Origin of the sequence: Hwanghaeella sp. LZ110, assembly GCF_048892525.1 — a bacterium.
Classification (GTDB): Bacteria; Pseudomonadota; Alphaproteobacteria; order UBA8366; family Aestuariispiraceae; genus Pacificispira.
The window spans coordinates 420,137-439,895 of the sequence record NZ_JBLZHT010000003.1 but is presented as its reverse complement, the minus strand read 5'-3'; the positions used below and the strand labels follow the sequence as shown (position 1 = coordinate 439,895).

16 protein-coding genes are annotated in these 19,759 nt (G+C 54.2%); 2 read left to right on the top strand and 14 right to left on the bottom strand.

Features of this window, described 5'->3' with window-relative positions; translation table 11 throughout:
• Window positions 1–80 precede the first annotated feature (80 nt).
• From ACOSDM_RS08280 to ACOSDM_RS08255, 6 genes are all read right to left on the bottom strand, one after another.
• Entirely contained in the window at window positions 81–734 is a 654-nt protein-coding gene (locus tag ACOSDM_RS08280) for a hypothetical protein (RefSeq protein ID WP_420724026.1), read from the bottom strand.
• Window positions 718–1,236, bottom strand: a complete 519-nt coding sequence (locus tag ACOSDM_RS08275) for a hypothetical protein (RefSeq protein ID WP_420724025.1) — start codon at window positions 1,234–1,236, stop codon at window positions 718–720. Before ACOSDM_RS08275 ends, ACOSDM_RS08280 begins: the two co-directional genes overlap by 17 nt.
• The gene (locus tag ACOSDM_RS08270) at window positions 1,226–1,579 is read right to left on the bottom strand and encodes a hypothetical protein (protein WP_420724024.1); all 354 of its coding nucleotides are present in this window, start codon (window positions 1,577–1,579) and stop codon (window positions 1,226–1,228) included. Before ACOSDM_RS08270 ends, ACOSDM_RS08275 begins: the two co-directional genes overlap by 11 nt.
• A gap of 125 nt (window positions 1,580–1,704) precedes the next feature.
• Window positions 1,705–2,895 carry a protein rep gene (locus ACOSDM_RS08265; RefSeq protein ID WP_420724023.1) on the bottom strand — a complete coding sequence of 397 codons (1,191 nt, stop codon included), beginning with the start codon at window positions 2,893–2,895 and terminating at the stop codon, window positions 1,705–1,707.
• A gap of 25 nt (window positions 2,896–2,920) precedes the next feature.
• Complete coding sequence (locus ACOSDM_RS08260) at window positions 2,921–3,316, bottom strand: hypothetical protein (protein ID WP_420724022.1); 396 nt, start codon at window positions 3,314–3,316, stop codon at window positions 2,921–2,923.
• Complete coding sequence (locus ACOSDM_RS08255) at window positions 3,303–3,686, bottom strand: hypothetical protein (protein ID WP_420724021.1); 384 nt, start codon at window positions 3,684–3,686, stop codon at window positions 3,303–3,305. Before ACOSDM_RS08255 ends, ACOSDM_RS08260 begins: the two co-directional genes overlap by 14 nt.
• A gap of 370 nt (window positions 3,687–4,056) precedes the next feature.
• On the opposite strand from ACOSDM_RS08255, the gene ACOSDM_RS08250 reads away from it, so the two are divergent.
• Window positions 4,057–4,617: a hypothetical protein gene (locus ACOSDM_RS08250; RefSeq protein WP_420724020.1), complete on the top strand. Its 561-nt coding sequence runs from the start codon at window positions 4,057–4,059 to the stop codon at window positions 4,615–4,617.
• A 15-nt stretch (window positions 4,618–4,632) separates the two neighbouring features.
• Here the strand turns inward: ACOSDM_RS08250 and ACOSDM_RS08245 are convergent, their stop codons facing one another.
• From ACOSDM_RS08245 to ACOSDM_RS08235, 3 genes are read right to left on the bottom strand one after another with little or no spacing between them, the layout of a single operon-like run.
• Window positions 4,633–6,027 carry a hypothetical protein gene (locus tag ACOSDM_RS08245; protein WP_420724019.1) on the bottom strand — a complete coding sequence of 465 codons (1,395 nt, stop codon included), beginning with the start codon at window positions 6,025–6,027 and terminating at the stop codon, window positions 4,633–4,635.
• Window positions 6,027–8,822 carry an MMPL family transporter gene (locus ACOSDM_RS08240; RefSeq protein ID WP_420724018.1) on the bottom strand — a complete coding sequence of 932 codons (2,796 nt, stop codon included), beginning with the start codon at window positions 8,820–8,822 and terminating at the stop codon, window positions 6,027–6,029. The genes ACOSDM_RS08245 and ACOSDM_RS08240 overlap by 1 nt, the downstream gene beginning before the upstream one ends.
• A 47-nt stretch (window positions 8,823–8,869) precedes the next feature.
• Complete coding sequence (locus ACOSDM_RS08235; protein ID WP_420724017.1) at window positions 8,870–9,616, bottom strand: outer membrane lipoprotein-sorting protein; 747 nt, start codon at window positions 9,614–9,616, stop codon at window positions 8,870–8,872.
• A 393-nt stretch (window positions 9,617–10,009) separates the two neighbouring features.
• On the opposite strand from ACOSDM_RS08235, the gene ACOSDM_RS08230 reads away from it, so the two are divergent.
• The gene (locus ACOSDM_RS08230) at window positions 10,010–11,659 is read left to right on the top strand and encodes an adenylate/guanylate cyclase domain-containing protein (RefSeq protein WP_420724016.1); all 1,650 of its coding nucleotides are present in this window, start codon (window positions 10,010–10,012) and stop codon (window positions 11,657–11,659) included.
• 58 nt (window positions 11,660–11,717) lie between these two features.
• On the opposite strand, the gene ACOSDM_RS08225 is transcribed toward ACOSDM_RS08230, so the two are convergent.
• The 5 genes from ACOSDM_RS08225 to ACOSDM_RS08205 form a co-directional block, all read right to left on the bottom strand.
• Window positions 11,718–12,800 carry a BMP family ABC transporter substrate-binding protein gene (locus ACOSDM_RS08225; RefSeq protein ID WP_420724015.1) on the bottom strand — a complete coding sequence of 361 codons (1,083 nt, stop codon included), beginning with the start codon at window positions 12,798–12,800 and terminating at the stop codon, window positions 11,718–11,720.
• Window positions 12,801–12,867: 67 nt separating this feature from the next.
• Window positions 12,868–13,791 (bottom strand): ABC transporter permease, encoded by a 924-nt coding sequence (locus ACOSDM_RS08220; protein WP_420724014.1) that lies wholly within the window; start codon window positions 13,789–13,791, stop codon window positions 12,868–12,870.
• Window positions 13,791–14,861 carry an ABC transporter permease gene (locus tag ACOSDM_RS08215; RefSeq protein WP_420724013.1) on the bottom strand — a complete coding sequence of 357 codons (1,071 nt, stop codon included), beginning with the start codon at window positions 14,859–14,861 and terminating at the stop codon, window positions 13,791–13,793. Before ACOSDM_RS08215 ends, ACOSDM_RS08220 begins: the two co-directional genes overlap by 1 nt.
• Window positions 14,858–16,414 (bottom strand): ABC transporter ATP-binding protein, encoded by a 1,557-nt coding sequence (locus ACOSDM_RS08210; RefSeq protein WP_420724012.1) that lies wholly within the window; start codon window positions 16,412–16,414, stop codon window positions 14,858–14,860. The genes ACOSDM_RS08215 and ACOSDM_RS08210 overlap by 4 nt, the downstream gene beginning before the upstream one ends.
• A 937-nt stretch (window positions 16,415–17,351) precedes the next feature.
• Complete coding sequence (locus ACOSDM_RS08205; RefSeq protein WP_420724011.1) at window positions 17,352–19,700, bottom strand: transketolase; 2,349 nt, start codon at window positions 19,698–19,700, stop codon at window positions 17,352–17,354.
• Between the last annotated feature and the right edge of the window lie 59 nt (window positions 19,701–19,759).

Below are 19,759 nucleotides of genomic sequence, written 5' to 3'. Positions count from 1 at the left end.
TGTATGGGATCAGGACAGGGGCACTTTGCTTAAATCGTCTATCGACCCTAAGGAAACAAAGCCTTAGGAAATCGGGCGGTTTATGTCAGCGGAACCGGATCGCATTTTGACCAACTGCGACCGTCAAAGGCGAGATAATGAAATTCCGGCAAGTCCTGGACGGCCTGTTCAACCGCTTCATCTTGCATCGCATAGGCGATGGCTTGACGGTCATTCTTGAATGAGAACCGGAATGCAAAAGCCGCATTCAGATTACCTCGGAATGTTGGCGACACTTCCGCTGGACGTTGCGCAATCCCGACCACTGATATCCCATAGGACCGGCCCATTCGGATCAGTTGCGGGAAGCCCGTATGCTTTGGCGGGATGGACAAAGGCGCAGCCGCCGCCATCTCCTCCACAATCAATGTGATCGGTCGTTCAATCTTGCCCGCATTGTGCCCCGCCTGGAACTTCATCAGCAGGGTTGACAGGCTCGACAGTCGCTCGATTTCGCGCCCTGTTTCAGGCTGATAATAGACCCGGAAAGCGCCATCGCGCATATCCCCCAGGAAGGTCTTAAACTGTGCCATGTGGTGAATGCGTTCCGCGCCGTCCTGCCAATGCACTTCGTTTTTTGGGTCAAAGATTATAACCCTTGGCCGATCCGCGACCAGCGACCGCGCTAACACTGATTTGCCGGAACCCGCCGATCCTGCAATAAAAATCCGCTTGCCATCAGTTGACATTTTCATCAGTCCCCTTTTGCTCAGGCTCTTTCGCCTTGTGTTGTGCCATCGCCTGTGCGCGCGCCGCCTTTTTCCGCGCCGCAATCGCCTTGCGAAACCGGATCGCATACGGGACAGCCCACGTTGAAACCATCCATAGATCGATAAGATCGCGGTTAGTAAGGTAAGGCAGCAAATAGCGCCCCGGCCCATCCAAGAGGCGGCGATAAACGACCTCCATAGCAGCATTAAAACCTTGATCGCTTGCATCGATACGGGCCTCCGGTACGCCCTGAATTTTGGCGTTCCAATTCAGCAGCTTGGCGACGTGAGCCGAAAATCGATCTGTCCCGACAATACGGTCAAATTCTTCCCGTTCCATGCCGCCTTGTTGCGCGCCGATTTCCGGGAATTCGTCCCGAACCTCTTTAGGGATTTCTTGCTGTCCATAGCTGAAATCATCTTTGGCAGCATCCCAGGTCACATCGTCCAGGTCGCCGATGTAAGGGTCTTTTTCCTCAGTCATCATCGCCCCCGTCCCAGATGCGCCGCGCAAGGCTCACCTTAGGTTTCGTTTCCTTAGGATTGGCTGCATTAGATTCCGGTTCCTGAGGCTTTGTTTCCTTAGGAATTGGAGCCTTAGGCTCTGGTTTCTTAGCCAATGGCACAAACCCCGGCCAATCAGACGCGGTATGCTGGTCCCAATTGGTCAGATTTTGGCTCGATCCACAGCCGCGTTGAGGCGGGGAATAGTCATGGATGATATAAATATTCCCCGGCCCGCTTTTCGTTCTGCGAACCCGAACTTCCGCCATGTTTTTGCAGTTTGGATCGGGACACGGCGCATATCCGATCACGTCCTGTTTAGCCATATCACACCGTCCTTACGTGCATATCCCAGCCGCGCTTGCTGTACAGATTTGCGAGTTTGTGAGCATCATCAGCGAAATACGCCTCAGCCTGTTTCGCGTCCTGATACCAAGCAATAGCGCCTTGCTCAGTGAACCCCATGTACCGCCATGTCCCGCTTGGATGCAGGCGCACGACCAGCGAATTCGCCTTTGTCGTCATTGTCTGTTTCTCCGTAGTATTGCGACCGAAAAGCCCTAAGATCATCAGACCGTCGCCCAAGCCCGAAATCGCGCAGGAAAGCCCGCACTGCCACCGCCCCGCCAGTTTCCGCAGCCCGTAGCATGGCAAGAAAACAGCGGTATCCGGCCCGCTGGACTTCATCCACTTCCTTGCCGTCAAGGGTAATAACCACGTCACCGTGATTGGTTTCCGCTACGTCCTCGTCAGACACTTCACCAACCTGATAGAGCGCCTTAAGCCCCCTGCTCCAAGTCAGTTGCCGTGCGCCGTGCATCGCCCGCGAATACTCCCCAAAGCGCTTCCCGGCTTCCTGGTATCCAGTGGCCGCAAGATCCAGAAGCCCCCAGGGCGAACGCCCGCCGCCTTTCGCAGCCTTGGTATGCAGGTGCGTGATTTCATAATCAGACCCGAATTTAGCGACATAATCGCCCGCGGCTTCCGGGGTATGCGCCTGCTCCAATCGGAAAACTGCAAAATTACAAGGCTCAGACCCCGCTTTACAGACAATCCGGTCCCAACGCTCAAACAGCCTCCATTCAAAGCACTCCCGTTCCTGCTCTGTCAGCGGCTTTTCAAGGAAAAACAGAATGTGAAAATGGGGATGCCAGCCATTTTTAAGCCCATGCGTGACCTCTAGGCCCTTGATGTAGCCAATAAGGCCCATATCATCCCTCAGACGCCCCCAGGGCGCGCCTGATAGCATCTTGCGCCATGCAAGGCCCATTCGGTCCTTAAGCCCCCTGAGGCCCTGCCCACGGTAATGAGGGGCGGTAAATGCCATCATGTAGACCGCCCCGCCCGCCTCAGAGCATCCCAGCATAGCCTTCCGAACCTCTTGGCGGCGTACTTCGGATATTTTGGCCGCACAGACAGGGCAGGACCAGATAGACCCGCATGTTTCAAAGCCTGAGGCGGAGCAAACGCCATCATGATTGCGAATTTGCACTGTCAGGGACACGCGCTTGCGCCCGCATCGGCGCACCCGGCCATAACCTACCTTCGCTGCAGCCGCACGGAGACGATATCTGCGGTCCCTTGTGCCTTCGGTAGGGGGGGGAAACTCTGCTTGCGTATTGACAAGGGTTTCGGCGCTCATGCCGTCACCTCACCACCCGGATAACTCACGACAGCACCCCATAAAAAGCATCGTTCCAATCGGGGGCCTCCCGATTTTCAAGCCCCCAATGGTCGCCCCTTTCCTCTTGTTCTTTCCAGAAGTTTTCGCAGAACTCTAGCGCCGATGGCGTGAGGTACATTTCCCGCAACCGTTCAAAATGCCGCACCATGACATTCGCACGCCCCAACGTCATGCCGCCCGCAAGGATCAAATCCCCGCACGATGATTGGATTTCATACCAGCGGCAAAGACGAAAGAGAGGATCGCCGAAACGATCCTCTCCCACCTTCTCAAGGTGCTGCACGTCGATAATTTCAAACGATCCGAACCGGGACAACAGCCGCCCGTATTCAATCGGATCATAGGGAATATCGGTGAGCAGTCCTTTAGGAAGCTGCATCGGCCTGCCCGTCCGCTTGCTTTTCTTGGGATCGCTGAATGTCCCAATAGATTGCCCCCGCGTCATCGCGACGGGGATAGGCAGCCATTCGCCAAGTCGGAAAATCAGGATCAGTGAACCAAAGATTGAATAGGTTTTCCCCGCGAAACTCCGCATCAGACTTTTCAATGCGATAGCGAGCAGCGCCCAACACATCGACAATTTCACCATGCGACCCGCGCGCTTGACCGATATGGGACATTTTCATGCGACCATCATCGACATAGGCCGGATTGACTTTAAGAATTCCCGAAAGATTGAGATGGAATGTTGTGATCCGAAACCGGAAAACGCCGTCTTTCTCAGTAGGTGTAATCGTACCAATTGCCATTTTCTTTACTCCCCAACGGTTATGCGCGCTCCGCGCAGGGGACAGTTTGCGTATGGTGACGGGGGAGAAAGTTTTGTGCCTCACTCCCCCACCGTATGGCTTCCGCCACCATCCCCCCCGTGAGACTGTCCAGGAACTCAGGGGGGTAACTTGACGGTTTTTTCTGGCTGGGATGACCGAAAACCCGGACGCTGGGGAGCGTCTTCTTTCTGTCGCGACACAGAACCTTGTTTCCCCAACGACGCCAAAACACCTCATATCGTGGAAACCACTGTATTTGGTGTATCGAGACACGATACATACATGGTTCGTTTTCAATTGCAAGCGCGTTTCGATACGCGATACAGTTTTTTTAACAAAGGAGACCGCCATGAAATCGACATTGCCAACCATCGACAGCTATTTGGATTACGCTAAAGATGCGCTTTCTGTGCGATCAGATCGAAAGCTCGCCAAATTGATTGGAGTGACACCAGCGACGGTTAATGCATGGCGGGGAAAAAGGCAGTGGCCCACCGAAGAGGCAATGATCCGACTTGGCGACCTTTTGGATATTCCGGCAAAAGTTGCGCTCATGGACCTCAGACGATGGGCGTCAAAGTCTTTTGAGGCGAGCGAGGCATATGAGGATATTTATAGAGAGAGCGTACAAAGAATTTATGAAAAAGAATGGGCAAAACAAACCGGACAGGACGAAGTTTATGTCGGTAACGGCATTTCGGTAAGTAAAGACCTAATCAAGACCCTTTCGAAAATTGGCGTTAGTTTTACCGTTATTGCATTTTTGTTGGTCTCAATACTTCCCGCGTCTCCGGCGCATGCAGCCAACTTGTCCGGGAATTCGGGGATCAGTGTATATTATGGAAAATATATAAATACAAAACAAAACAGAATATACATTATAATTCAATCAATTATCCACTTTTTCTAAGAAACGTATTGAGGACTAGAAACTATAATTCACCGTCAAAGAAACGTTGTCGTTCCTGTCATAGCGCCCAAACTGAGTGCCTTCATTCCCGTGATATTCAACAAAGGAAATCATTGTCCATAAATTATCGTTGGGTTGATAGCGCGCAAAAACCTGGCTGGTGGAATCCCAGTCTTTTAAGGAATGACCGTGCATGCCCCCAAACTTCCATTCATCGTTCGCTTCAACTGTCAGCGACATCAGGACATTATTCGGGTTGGGTCGCGCCTCTTTCGAGGATGTATTGTAATCTGGATGATCCTGAAGACCGAACCGCCATTCTTTTGAATATTCAATAATTGGCGTGATCTCTTTCCAGCCGATTGAATTCGCAAATTGGGTTTCGCGATATTTCGCACCGATCAACGCGCGTGCAAAATCATCATCGGTATCTTCTTCTGCCCAATATGCCAGACCTTCGCCATAGAACTTCCAGGATCCCTGAACCAGCGCGCTGCCTGCAGAGGCAATCGATACGGTGGGATATACCTTTGTATAGGGATTGAATTGTCCTGAAGCTGGGTTCTTCAAAACCGGATAAGGACCAACCCCGTTGTAAGCAGTTATGAAGTAATCAAGATTCGTTGCCGTGCCTTTATACTGCAGCAGATAACTCCAGTTGGATGGCGTGCTATCCCGGTAATCATCAACGATTTCAGGCGAAATGCCGAGTGGCAGTCCGGTGATGTTCAAATTGGCGAAGTCCGACCCACCAGACCCGTTCGGGCCATTCCAGCGCGAATGTTCAGCGGGGCCTGGGGCACTTTCTTCAATTGGCAGAATGATGCCGGTCAATCGATCACTGCCGACATACAGATCGGTGCGCAATTGCCAGACGCCATAGTCGACGGGTTGCTGGGGATTGGCCGTATTTTCAGCGCCATATAGATCGGTTGGAGAGTAAATTTCGGCCAGTCCGATTGGGATAGCATCCTTGCCCGCCAGAACCTCAACCGTATCGCCCAGATACGATAGGGTCATGCGGCTTAAATCGACATAGCGGCCATGGCCTTTACGGACACCAGGCGCACTGAAAGCCCCCCTTTCCGCGCCGCGATAGGTTGACGCCAAAGCCTCCACCCCCAGGCCAAAAGTCCAATAATCATCCAGAAAGGTCGTGCTGTCTAAACTCAGATGGGTCCACGCCTCGACCGGTTCATCCTCAATCCCGCTGGAATCCGCCTGATGAACGGCCCGGGGAAAGGCCGTCATGACCGTCTTTGACTCGTAGGTCGCGTTTTCCAGAACCTGCCCCAGAAGGGAGGCCTCTGCCCCCTGCTCCGCTACCGCGGCACCGCCCTGAATTCCGACACAGGTCAGACCGGAAACAACCACCGCAAGGCCACGAGAAAGTGCGGATTTATCTATCACTATGTCAGCCCTTCCTGCTTCTCATATCGCGACAGACGGTTGGACGTGCTGGCAAGCCGCATTCCCAGAATGCGGGCAATATTCATGTTCAGTTTGTTGGCGATATGGGGATATAGACGCATGTTCTTTTGAACCGTATCGGCATTCAGGCGCAGCATCTCGCCGTCGGTTACAGCATCAACATTTGCCGTTCTTTGCTGCTGCGTAACAAATCCAACCTCACCCAGAACGGCCCCTTCCGCCAATGTGTCCAGTTCGGTATGGCCGTGGCGATGATCCAGGGTGACAGCTGCTGATCCAGACAGGATTACATATAAATCCCGGCCAATCGTCCCTTGCTCCAACAACCGGTCACCCGCTTTAAAGGGAACAAGTTCAGACAACAAGATAGCCTTCCGGATTTGATAGGACGTCATATTGGTGAATAACGGGCTGTTGGTCAGCACGTCCTTCCCGACCTTCAGCGTCAATATCTCGTACAATCCGACCAGGCGCACCATGGACATCAAGACCGGTGTAACGATCAAATCGGCGATCATGGCAACGATCATAGCAATGGCCGATAGCGCACCAAATTGCCAGATGATGGAGAAACTTGACCCGCTCAACACAAGAAATCCCGCCGCCAAGGCGATAGAGGTTGAGATCGCCGGCACCGCCTGCCCCCTCACCGTTCGGCGAACAGCCAACCCGCGATCAGCCGTGCGCAGGCTTTCATGAGTATAGGATGACAGCAGGTGAATGGTGTCATCAATCGCTATCCCGATTGCAATTACCGCCACAGTGGCGGTTCCTGGATTCAAGGGAATGCCAAACAGGCCCATAATCCCCAATACCGCAATAATCGGTAAAATATTTGGCACCAGAGAGAGAAATCCACCGACCAGAGAGCTGTAAACGATGGACATGATGATGAATATCACCAGCAGCAACAGGCCGACAGACTGAACCTGGGCTGCGATCAGATCATCAGCGGCGTTATTGATCATCAGGTTTTGACCAACCAGATTGACGGTCAAATCAGGCCCTGCGATCCGCCGTACTTCCCGATCCAGATCCACCAAGGCCTGTTTCAAATCATGGCTGTTATGGATGTTATGGCGCACGACCATATTGGCCCGTTCAAAATCATGGCTGATATAGTTTTCCAGATCGGCCCGTTGGAAGAACAGAAGATATTGATCCACCAGTGCTATCGTATCGGGAACAACCATCATATCGGCATCGCCACCATGGAATTCCCGGTTCACCAGGGATAGATGATCGGCAATCGACAAGGCAGTATCAAACCGCCCGTCCCGCAAGATATAGTCTTTGATATCTGCCAATCGGCGCAGGTTTTCCGGATTGCGGAACGCATCAGGCTTGGTCGAAGACAGGTTGATATAGAAAATCTCCATCCCCGACAGTGTCTCAGCCAGCGTGTTGACGTCCTGGACAAGAGGGTGCTTGGGCTTGAAGAACGCAATCGGATCATTGGAAACCTTTGTCTGAAAGGCAAAAATCCCAAAGAAGACCGTTAGAACAATCGTTCCCCCGATGACATAGCGCGGATGGCGCGCCGCGGCATAGCACAGTTTCAGAATGGCCCCGATAAGCCCGCGATATCCTTCTTCCTCTGGATCAACAGCCTCTTGATTGGGGGAAGTGTTGTGCAATCTGCTGCGCAATGGCCCAAAGAGTGACAGCAACGACGGCACCAGCATCAGGGTGATAACCCCATTGGCGGCAATCGCTATGGATGCCGCATAGGCAAAATTGCGCATCAATCCCATATCCGCAAAGGAATTTGCGGCAAAGCCAAGAGTTGTTGTGACCGCGGTCAAGACCAGCGGCAAGCCCAGATGTCGGATCAGAAACAGAACCGCATAGCGCCGTTTTTCCGCCCCGGTCCCCTTTTTATCGCCCGCATTGATACCGTTCAGATAGGTCGACAGCATATGGGTGTCTTCTGTCGAGCCGATAACAATAACCAGAGACGGAAGCATGGCCGATAAGATATTGATGGGAATACCAAGATACCCCATCAACCCGAAGCCCCAGACCAGACTGATCGCCGATGTGATCACCGGAAAGACCAGGGCAAGCCCACTGCGCAGGAACAAAACAATGGTAACCGTCAGCACGCCCAGGGACAGAGGGGCCAGTAAACTTAGATCCGACATAAGGCCGATTTCGGTATCGGCGTTTACCCGTGGTGGACCGACTTGAAATATCTCTTCAAACTGATCCGCGTAAGGTGCGATCACAGCATCGATCGCGCCATAGGCATAATGATCGAAATCAGGATTGTCGGGGTCTTTAATGATGGTAACGTTAATCGCGGTTACGGAACCATCGGCAGAGATAAAATTGCCGACGACCAGCGGGGAATACAACGCATTGTCCCGGGCCGCCTGTATTTCCACATCATCAAACGGCACACCATCCAAGACGGTGGACGAGTCTATCATGCCATCGCGATCACGAATACTGCGCACAGTGAAAAGGCTGTCGACCCGCTGGACAAAGGGCAAATCCTCCAGCGCGAAATGCATATCTTCCAGGGCGACGAGACGGTCCTGCGTCCACAGATCTGACGACCTAACATAGACAATGGTCGTATTGTCCGAGCCGAACTCCTCTTTTACTCGTTCATAGACCAGTTTGGTTGGATCATTATCACTGATCAGGCTGTCAAAGCTGGTATCAATCCTCAGCTTATCCAGACCAAAGCCGCAAAAGATCGTGATTGCAGCGATTATGGCAATAGCTATGCCGCGATGGTTCACCCCAAACGTTAAAAACTTCTGCATCTGGCAAACGCCCCAGAAAAATGTTACAATTCAATAGTTTGATATTGTCAGCGCAAATGCCGTCCTGATGTCACCCAACGCTGTTCAAACATTCTGGCTGGGACCGAGCCTTCGGTCAGATCGCGGCTGTTAACCCGGATCAGGGTTTGATGGTTCAGCTTATCATTGTCCATCAGGATCCGGTTGGCGCGCCAGGTATCGCCTTCTATCTGTTCCATGTCCCAGGAATACTGAGTTTTCAGGAAGCGCCCGCGCCGATCATAGAAATCAATCCGGCGAATGAAAAAGCGGTCTTTACTGACATATAGTCTACGATATTGATATCCGGTCTGACTGGCCAGTTCTTCGTCTTTGGGATAGGCATCAACGACATAGCCTTCAACCGTATCCAGGACTGCGCCAGTTTCGTCTTTTATTTCAAAAGTTTCATCGGGTTGCCGATCATAGCGGAATTTCTCCCGTTCCTCGGATGTCATATCTTCGAAGGCGAAATCGGTTCCCATGAAGTAATTGCGCTTGCCGCCATCTGCGGATCGCTTCATCTCCCGTCCATAGGCTGGCAGGTGCATCCATTGATCGTCGCTGGCGCCTTTGTTTTGCCAGGTCAGCAAGGCAACGCCGCGCACCCCGGCAGGCGAATCAAAAACCAGCAGATATCGGTACAGGCCATTGTCCCATTCGCGGGCATATCGCCGAACTTCACGATTTTCTGTGTTGCCCCTGTCATCGATCAGCACCATCGCCTGCTCTTCAAATTCAAACGGTCGATCATGCCGGGCTGAAACCTCGTCCATGATCTGGCGTCCGCTTAAATCATCTGCATGGGCCGAAAAAATGAAAACCGTTGCTAAAATGAAAACAAACAACGACCGAAAAACTGAACCAGATACCTGTAACACGTAATTCCCCAAGACTGTGACATTCACTCTATTTTGACTATCATGAAGCACACTTGGAAGCCAAGGCTTAAGGAGAAATATATTAATAGTTTCAATACATTGAATGTGTTTTCAATTGATGTTTTCAAGTATGAACGACTGGCGCTCTTATTTGTTCATATCTAAAAACAGGCGAGCCAAAAGGCTGGCCGCTCACTTAATCTTAGACTTATTGTCTGATTCAGACACACATACGAATAACATGATAAACTAAAGTGAACGTCTAACTCTCTTAAGGGTTTTGAATGTATGCAGGCGCGATTGCGTGCCCTCAGCGGGTCAGTTCTTTTTGCATATTTGTCCTGTCATTTATTGAATCACGCCTTTGGTTTGATTTCCTTCGATGCACTTGGGATCGCCCACGACATCCTTATGGAGATTTGGCGCACACCCTTGGGCAGTTTTATACTGATCAGCGCCATGGTGACCCATATCGCCGTGGCTTTTTTGAGTGTCTATAAACGCCGGACGCTGAAATTGACCGGGTTGGAAATCACTCAAATTCTGTCTGGCTTTGTCATACCAATGCTGATGGTCAATCATATAATCGGTACGCGGGTTGCGGAAGAAATTGCCGGGATTGAGCCCACATATGAATATGTCATCGCCGCATTATGGGTCGCCAGCCCGGTTTTGGGCGTGTTGCAGGCGATAACACTGGTTTTGGCCTGGATGCATGGATGCATCGGTTTGTATCTGTGGCTGCGGGTGAAACCCTGGTATCAGAATTGGCAGCGTGAGCTGACCGTCGTCGCGATCATCCTGCCGGTTTTGTCTCTGGCAGGATATGTATCCGCCGGTTTTGAAATTCTGTTTGAATTGGACAGGGATCATATGATCTCCACCATTCTGGAGAATGCCCGATACAACAGCAGTGCCATTGAACCCCTGCAAGCCCTTGTCACACCAATAACATTTGGATTGGCCCTGTTGGGGGTTGCGCCTTTTGGTGCCCGAAAACTGCGTGCCGTGCTGGAGCAGAAGTCGCGCATTCTCCTGTTGCTGCCAGACGGCACGAAAGTACCTGTCCCTGCCGGCGCCACGGCACTGGAAGCGCTGCGTTCGTCCGGGCGTCCGCATGCGGCAGTCTGTGGCGGTCGCGGGCGATGCACCACCTGTCGGGTGAAGATTCTTGAAGGGGGCGATGTTCTGGAACCACCGGAAGGGCTGGAACTGACCGCCCTGACCCGTATTAAGGCCATGGCAGGGGTGCGGTTGGCCTGTCAGATCCGCCCAAAGGACTCGCTGGGGATATCCCCTCTCCTGCCACCAACAGCAACGGCGAAGGATGGACAGCAGTTGGGTGGATTGGAAGGTGAGGAACGCCGTGTCACCTCATTGTTCATCGACATTCGGGCCTCGACAAAACTGGCGGAAGAAAAACTTCCTTATGATGTTCTGTTCATCCTGAACCAGTTCTTTTCAGAAATGAGCAGCGCAATCACCGAAACGAATGGCCATTATGCGCAATTTAATGGCGATGGGTTGATGGCCCTATACGGATTGATGGGTACTGAAGAGGATGGGGCAAGAAGCGCGCTTAAGGGGGCACGGGCCATGCTGAACCGGCTGGAAGCGCTGAACAAATCTTTAGCCAGTGAGCTTCCCTTCCCGCTGCGGGTTGGCATCGGCCTGCATCATGGAGAGGCAATCGTCGGTGCCATGGGCCCGCCACGCGCCCAAATCACCAGCGCCATTGGCGATACGATCAATATTGCCGCACGCCTGGAAGGATTGACCAAGACCCATGATGTTTCCGTTATATTCTCTCAGGAAGTCGCACAAGCTGCGGGGGTGGATACAACTGGCCTGGAAAGGTCAGAAGTGCCGGTTCGGGGGCGAACCGCACCTGTGGTGTTCTTCCCGATCCGGGACTCGAACGGCATCCTGCCCCTCTAAACAAAGCGCCCCCCATCAAGCGATGGAGGGCGCTTTCCAGGGTATGTTGTAGTACCTATCAGCCAGGCACCTTGCCATTCACCCCTTCGACATACCAGTTCATGCCCAACAGCTCTCCGTCCGGGGCCGTTGCGCCATCGGCAATCGCTATCTCGCCAGCCTGATTCTTGATCGGACCGCTGAATGGATGCAATTTGCCGTCATGAATGGCTTGTTGGGCCGCTTTGGCCTCTGCAACCACGGCTTCAGGCAGGTTCTTGTTAAACGGGGACATTTCGACCATCCCGCTGTCAAATCCGCCCCAGACATCGCCGGACGTCCATGTGCCGTCCAGAACAGCCTTGGTCCGTGCCACGTAATAAGGAGCCCAATGATCGACAATAGCGGTCATATGGGCTGTTGGACCGAACCGTTCCATATTCGAAGCCTGACCAACGCACAGAACACCGCGTTCTTCCGCCGTCTGCACGGGGGCTGGTGAATCCGTGTGCTGCAGAATGATATCAGCGCCCTGGTCAATCAGCGCCTTTGCTGCATCCGCTTCCTTGCCTGGATTGTACCATTCGTTCACCCAGATCGGGGTTACTTCGATGGCCGGATTGATTTTGCGCGCGGAATGGGTAAAGGCATTGATGCCCCGGATAACTTCGGGAATGGGGATCGACCCGATATAGCCAATCTTGTTGGTCTTGCTCAGGCGACCGGCCAGAATGCCCGCAACATAACGCCCCTCATAGAAGCGCGCGGCATAGGTCGCGACATTGTCGGCCCGCATATAGCCCGTAGCATGCTCGAACATGACATCCGGGAAGTTCTTGGCGACCTTGTTGGTCGGTTCCATATAGCCAAAGGACGTTGTGAAGATCAGCTTGTGACCGCTGCGGGCCAATTGGGTGATCACGCGGTCCGCATCCGCGCCTTCCGGTACGGATTCGACAAAGCTGGTCTTAACCTGATCCCCAAGTTCCTGTTCAATCGCCAGGCGGCCCTGGTCATGCTGATAGGACCAGCCAAAATCGCCGACTGGCCCGACATAGATAAAGCCGACCTTTAACGGGTCTGCTGCGCGGGCGGGAAAGGCTGCGGCCGCACCGGCGGCAAGCGTCAAGGCGGAGAAGGACCGCCGGGTCAGTTTGGTCATGCTGGGAACCCCCTGTTCTTGAAATATGGTGTTTTAGAAGTGTGCTGCGATGCAAAATTGTAACCGTTTAGCCATCAGGATGAAACACTTTCCCGATGCTGGCGGGTGCATTCATACGAATTCGTGTGGCGTCCCTGGAAATAAGAACAAGCACCACAATGGTTGCGATATAGGGAACCATATTCAGGAATTGCGAAGGAATTGCGGAACTGCCCATCCCTTGCAGATGCAATTGCGCCAGGGTCAGCCCCCCGAAAAGATAGGCCCCCAGGACCACCCTGCCCGGCCGCCATGTCGCAAACACGACCAGCGCCAGGGCGATCCAGCCGCGCCCGGCCGACATTTCTTCTGCCCACATCGGGGTATAAGATAGCGACAGATAGGCGCCGCCCAATCCCGCCATGGCCCCACCAAACAGAACCGCGAACAACCGTATCCGGATGACGGGAAATCCAATTGCATGGGCGGCATGCGGATTTTCTCCGACCGATCGCAGGATCAGTCCCGCCCGCGTGCGATACAGGAACCAAGCGACAATAGCGGTCACAACAAAGGACAGATAGACCAGAATATCCTGACCAAAGACAACCGGTCCCAGAATTGGAATATCTGTCAGGCCCGCAATGTTCAGCTTTGGTAAAGCCGTCAGCGGGGTGCCGACATAGCCCTGACCCAATAGCGCGCTAAGACCGATGCCAAACAGTGTCAGGGCCAGGCCTGTTGCGACCTGATTGGCCAGAAGTCCCAGGGTCAAGACGGCAAACAGCCCGGCCATCATGGCGCCCATGGCTGCGCCTGCGACAATGGCAAGGGAACTATTGCCGGTTTCCACCGAAATGATGAAGGCGATCACGGCCCCGCCCAGCATCATGCCTTCGACACCCAAATTCAGGACGCCCGATTTCTCGACCACCAATTCACCAATGGCGGCAAACAGCAAAGGGGTCGAGGCAGCGATAATTGAAATCAGGATCGGGGCCAGGATATCCATCACACCCCTTCCCGCGCCGGGCGCAGCTTGATGCGATAATGGACCAGCACGTCACTGGCCAACAGGAAGAACAGCAACATGCCCTGAAAGACGCCGGTCACCGCCAAAGGAAGCCCCAGTTCAATCTGCGCCGATTCTCCGCCAATATAGCTAAGCGCCATCAACAGTGCCGCAAACAGAATCCCCAGTGGATGCAATCGTCCCAGAAAAGCAACGATGATTGCCGTAAAGCCATATCCAGGAGAAATAGACGGAGTCAATTGACCAATCGGCCCGGCAACTTCTATTGCGCCTGCCAGGCCCGCCAACGCGCCGCTGCCCAACAGCGTTGCCCATATAATCCGCTTGTTACTGAAACCCGCATAGCCCGCCGCGGGTGGGGTCAGGCCCACCACCTTGATCTGAAAGCCAATGAAGCTGCGGGCGATCAGAAACCAGGCCGCAGCGACTGTCACCAGGGCGATGGGAAAGCCGATATGCATGCGTGATCCCGCAAACAAGGTCGGCAGCAAAGCCCCATCCCCAAACATCCGCGTGCGCGGAAAGCCAAAGCCCATCGGATCCTTCCACGGACCGGTCACAAGATAACTTAACAGCAATCCTGCGACATAGGTCAGCATCAGGCTGACCAGAATTTCATTGGCGTTGAACCGCGTGCGCAGAAAAGCGGGAATCGCTGCCCAGGCAGCACCGCCAATCATTCCCCCGATCAGCATTAAGGGGGGCAGCCAGGGCCCTTCCGCACCATAGAACAGCAATGCCAGCCCACCCCCGGTGATTGCCCCCAGGGTCAATTGCCCCTCTGCCCCGATATTCCAGACATTGGCACGGAAACCGATGGCCAGCCCGATGGCAATGATCGCCAGGGGTGTTGCCTTGATGGTCAATTCCCCCAATCCATAGGAATCCCGCAAGGGACTTATGAAATAGGCGGTCAATGCCTCAATCGCGTTAAAGCCCAGCACTGAAAACAGAATTGCCCCGGACAGAACCGTCAGGAATACTGCCAGAATCGGTGTTGCATACAGCCACAGTCGCGATGAATTGGGACGGCGTTCCAGGGCGATCATGGCGTCCCCTCAAACAATCCACCCATCAGCAACCCGACATCTTCTGCCGATGTGGCCTGGGTCGGGCGGCTTTCCGATAAGGTCCCGTCAAAAATGACCGCCACCCTGTCGGCGATGGTGAAAAGTTCATCTAAATCCTGGCTGACCACAACAACTCCGGCGCCGGCCCGTGCCAGTTCGATCAGCGCGGATTGGATGGCCGCTGCGGATCCTGCATCGACGCCCCATGTTGGCTGGGCGGCGATTAAAAGTTTGGGATCCTGCATGATTTCGCGCCCGATGATAAATTTCTGCAGGTTGCCACCGGACAGGCTGCGGGCGGCGGCCCCTACCCCGGTGCTGACAACATTGAATGCTTCAATCACATCCTCTGTCTTCTGGCGGGATTTCCCCCGTGAGATCAGGCCATGGCGAATCAACCCCCACCGGCCCCAGCCGCTGAGCAGCGCATTCTCTTCCAGGGGTAGATCCGGGACAGAGCCATGGCCCAGGCGTTCTTCCGGCACGAAACTGATTCCCATGTCACGGCGTCCGCGCGCGCCGACGCGCCCGATTGACCGGCCTTCAAATTTCACCCAGTCATCCCGGGGGGCCGTGCGTTCCCCACTCAGCGCAGCCAGCAGCGTGTTCTGTCCATTGCCCGCAACGCCAGCAATTCCAAAGATTTCCCCGGAGCGAACGGTGAAACTGATATTCTTCAGCGATGTGCCAAAGGGAGAGTCCGCTTCCATGCTCAACCCCTGGACGGACAATAGGGGAACCCCCTCCCCCACCTGAACGGGCTTGCCTGGCTTTGGCCCATCAAACGCACGCCCGATCATCAGCGCCGCCAGGGAATTGGGCGTTTCTGTGCGCGGGTCGCAACTGGCGACAACCTTGCCGCCGCGCAGAATGGTCGCCCGATCACATAAATCACGAATTTCCTGCAGCTTGTGCGAGATATACAGAATTGTGCGCCCTTCATCGCGCAATCGACGCAAGACGGCGAACAGTTTTTCAACCTCACTGGGCGTTAAAACCGATGTCGGCTCATCCATCACGATCAGGCTGGGATTCTGCATCAGGCATCGGACAATCTCGACCCGCTGACGCTCGCCCACGGATAACTCATGCACACTGCGTGTGGGATCCAAAGCCAGCCCATACTCGATGCTCAGCTTTTTGATTTCGGCCAACAAGGCGGGATCACGCCCTGTCCCTCGTTCCATGGCCAGTGCGACATTGTCTGCGACGCTGAGCGTCTCAAACAAAGAAAAGTGTTGAAATACCATCCCAATACCAAGCGCGCGCGCCGCGCTGGGGCTTGGAATATCAACATTCTGCCCTTCCCATTCGATTGTGCCGGAATCAGCCCCCTGAACCCCATACAGGATTTTCACCAGGGTCGACTTACCCGCCCCGTTCTCCCCCAAAAGCGCGTGAATTTCTCCAGGGGCCAGATCCAAGGAGACGGCATCATTGGCCAGGCAGCCCGGAAACCGCTTTGTAATATCACGAAGCCGCAAACGAGGCGGCGTGTTGGGGGGAACGGCGAGAGGTGTTTCAGAGTCCATCTATCGTGTTTAATCAAACTATGTGAAAATTCCAAGTGTAAGAATTTTAATCCTAGATGCATTTTTGCCGTGACCAGATGAGACTCTTTCCCTACACTCAAAAATCAATAAGGGGATGAGTTGACAGGGCGAGGAAACTACTGTCATAAATTCCTCACCGAACGGCGGCATCTGGCAATAAAACAGATAAAAAAACGTCAACGGGGCCCAAGTTTAGGGAGGGCAGCATTTTAATCGATAATGCGCGGTAAAACACCAGCAGCATTGTGGGTTTGGACGGGATAGACGGGGCTGCTCAAAAGGCAGCCCCTACTTTTTTGATCTCCACACGCCTTATCATCTCACTCGGCCGCCCTGGACTCCCACCTGCGCGGGAGGGACGAGAAGATTAACCGCGAAGGGCGCGAAGGAGGCGCAAAGAGCGCTGAGGGGATGACACGTCGCTTCTGACCTTCGGCACCACTCTCATCCTGAGGAGGCGCGATAGCGCCGTCTCGAAGGAGGGGCTGTAAGTAAAGTGCTTTCAGCAAGCACACCCTTCGAGACGCTGCGCTCCTCAGGGTGAGGATGCGTTTGGCTAATACTTCGTCATCCTGGACTTGATCCGGGATCCAGGGCGGTAAGCGCGACTGGTGCATGCCGCCCTGGACTCCCACCTGCGCGGGAGGGACGAGAAGATTAACCGCGAAGGGCGCGAAGGAGGCGCACAAAGACTCTCATCCTGAGGAGGCGCGATAGCGCCGTCTCGAAGGAGGGGCTGTAAGTGTAGTGCTTTCAGCGGGCACACCCTTCGAGACGCTTCGCTCCTCAGGGTGAGGATGCATTTGGCTAATACTTCGTCATCCCGGACGTGATCCGGGATCCAGGGCCCCAAGCGCGACTGGTGCATGCCGCCCTGGATGGCCGGTGTCATTATCCCCTAAATTCCCCGCGCGCCTCAGCCTTTGGGTTTGCGTTCTGCGGCACGGCGGATGTGGTCCGCATCTATTCCATAATGGCGATACAGATCGATCAGATCGCCCGTTTGGCCAAAGCTTTCCACCCCCAGAGGGGCAACGGAGTGACCACGAACAGCCCCCATCCAGGCAACAGCCGCGGGATGGCCATCAATCACGGATGTAAACCGGGCATCCGATGCCAGGGGGGCAAACAGGTCTTCCACATGGGCCATTTCACCCGAATCAGTTCCGGCCAGGCGGGCACGTTCAATTGTCTGCCAATCAGAATACAGCTTATCGGCTGAGGTGATCGCCATCAGTCCGGCATCTGGGTTATCTTCACGCAGCGCCTCGAACGCTTCCAAGGCTTGGGGGGCGACGGCACCCATATAGACAATTGCCATCTTTGCCCCCTTCTTAGGCGGCACGACCCAATAGCCCCCTTTGATGATCTGACGTGCCAGATCCGGGGTCATTTTGCGATCAGGCTGCTCAATCGGGCGGGTTGAAAGCCTGAGATAGAGGGAGCCCCCCTTCTCTTCATCCTGCAAATGCACGAAGGCATGGCGCAGAATAACGGCAAGTTCATCCCCATAGGCGGGCTCGTAAGATGTTAAGCCCGGCTGCCCCATCCCGATCATCGGGGTTGATATGGATTGATGCGCACCACCTTCCGGGGCCAATGTGATCCCGGACGGGGTGGCGACCACAATGAAACGGCTGTCCTGATAACAGGCATAGTTTAGCGCATCCAGCCCGCGCGCAATGAAGGGGTCATACAATGTTCCAATGGGAAACAGCCGCGCCCCGAACAGGCTTTCCGACAGGCCCAAAGCCGCCAGGTTCAAAAACAGGTCATTTTCCGCGATACCCAGTTCGATATGCTGGCCCTGGGGGGAGCGTATCCACTTTTGCGCGGATGGCAAATTGCGCTCCCGGAATTCGTCGGGCCGGCTTTCGCGCGCAAACAGACCGCGTTGATTAATCCAGGGACCTAGATTGGTCGAAACCGACACATCCGGAGAGGTGGTGACGATACGATCTGCCAGCGGTCCGCCCGCCTTGGCAATTTCATTCAACAGCTTTCCAAAGACTTCCTGTGTCGACGATTTGGCGGTGGCGCCATAGGTCAGAGTATCGGGGATGGAGATCTTATTGGCCTCATGCAGGCGATGCTGCTTCTGAGGCAATCGGTTCAGGAAGGATTGAACACGATCCGCCGGTACTTTCATGCCGGAGAATGGCTCCCACTCCTGGCCTTCTGGGACGCCTAGTTGTTTCTGGAATGCCGCCATTTGTTGCGGGTTCATCAGGCCGGCATGATTATCCTTATGCCCCATCAGAGGGAGGCCCCATCCCTTGATCGTATAGGCGATAAAGCATGTCGGGCGATCATCCGGCACTGTGGAGAAAGTGTGCAACAAAGCTGGAATATCGTGCCCACCCAGATTGGTCATCAGGGCGCTCAAACCCGCATCGTCATAGCTGTCGATCAGGCTGTGCAAGTCCTGATCATGGGGCATGTCCCCCTTGATTTGGGCGCGCCAGGCGGCCGCGCCCTGAAATGCCAGGGCGGAATAGACATCATTGGGACATGTATTGATCCACCGCTTCAAGGCCTGCCCGCCTGGCTTTGCGAAAGCGGCCATTTGTTTAGAGCCATATTTCAGCGTGATGACGTTCCAACCAACAGCGCGGAAGAACCGCCCGATAATCCGGAACAGCTGTTCGTTTACCACCCCATCCAGGCTTTGACGGTTATAATCAATCACCCACCAGACATTTCGGATATCATGTTTCCAGGTATCCATCAGGGCTTCATAGACATTGCCTTCGTCCAATTCCGCATCGCCCACCAGGGCGATCATGCGCCCGGGCGGCTTGCTGGATGGAATAATGTCCTTAAGCCTGAGGTAATCCTGGGTCAGGGCTGCAAAATTGGTGACCGCCGCCCCCAGCCCGACAGATCCAGTCGAGAAATCAACGGTATCATTGTCTTTTGTACGGGACGGATAAGACTGAGCCCCACCATAGGCACGGAAGGATTCCAGCTTTTCGCGAGTCTGATGACCCAGAAGATACTGAATGGCGTGGAAAACAGGGCTGGCATGGGGTTTAACCGCGACACGATCATCTGACCGCAGGACATGAAAATACAGCGCGGTCATAATCGCAGACAGCGACGCACAGGAAGCCTGGTGTCCCCCAACTTTCAAACCATCGCGGCTTTCCCGCAAATGATTGGCGTTGTGAATGGTCCAGGATGCGAGCCATCGCACCTTTTCCTCTAACGCTTCCAGGGTTTCGATATCAGCTTCAGCGCTTGACGATATGTATGATTGATCCATGCGGTCGTCTCCTTTTGTCCACTATGCAATTCTTATTTTGCGCCGACAGTAAAGCGAGA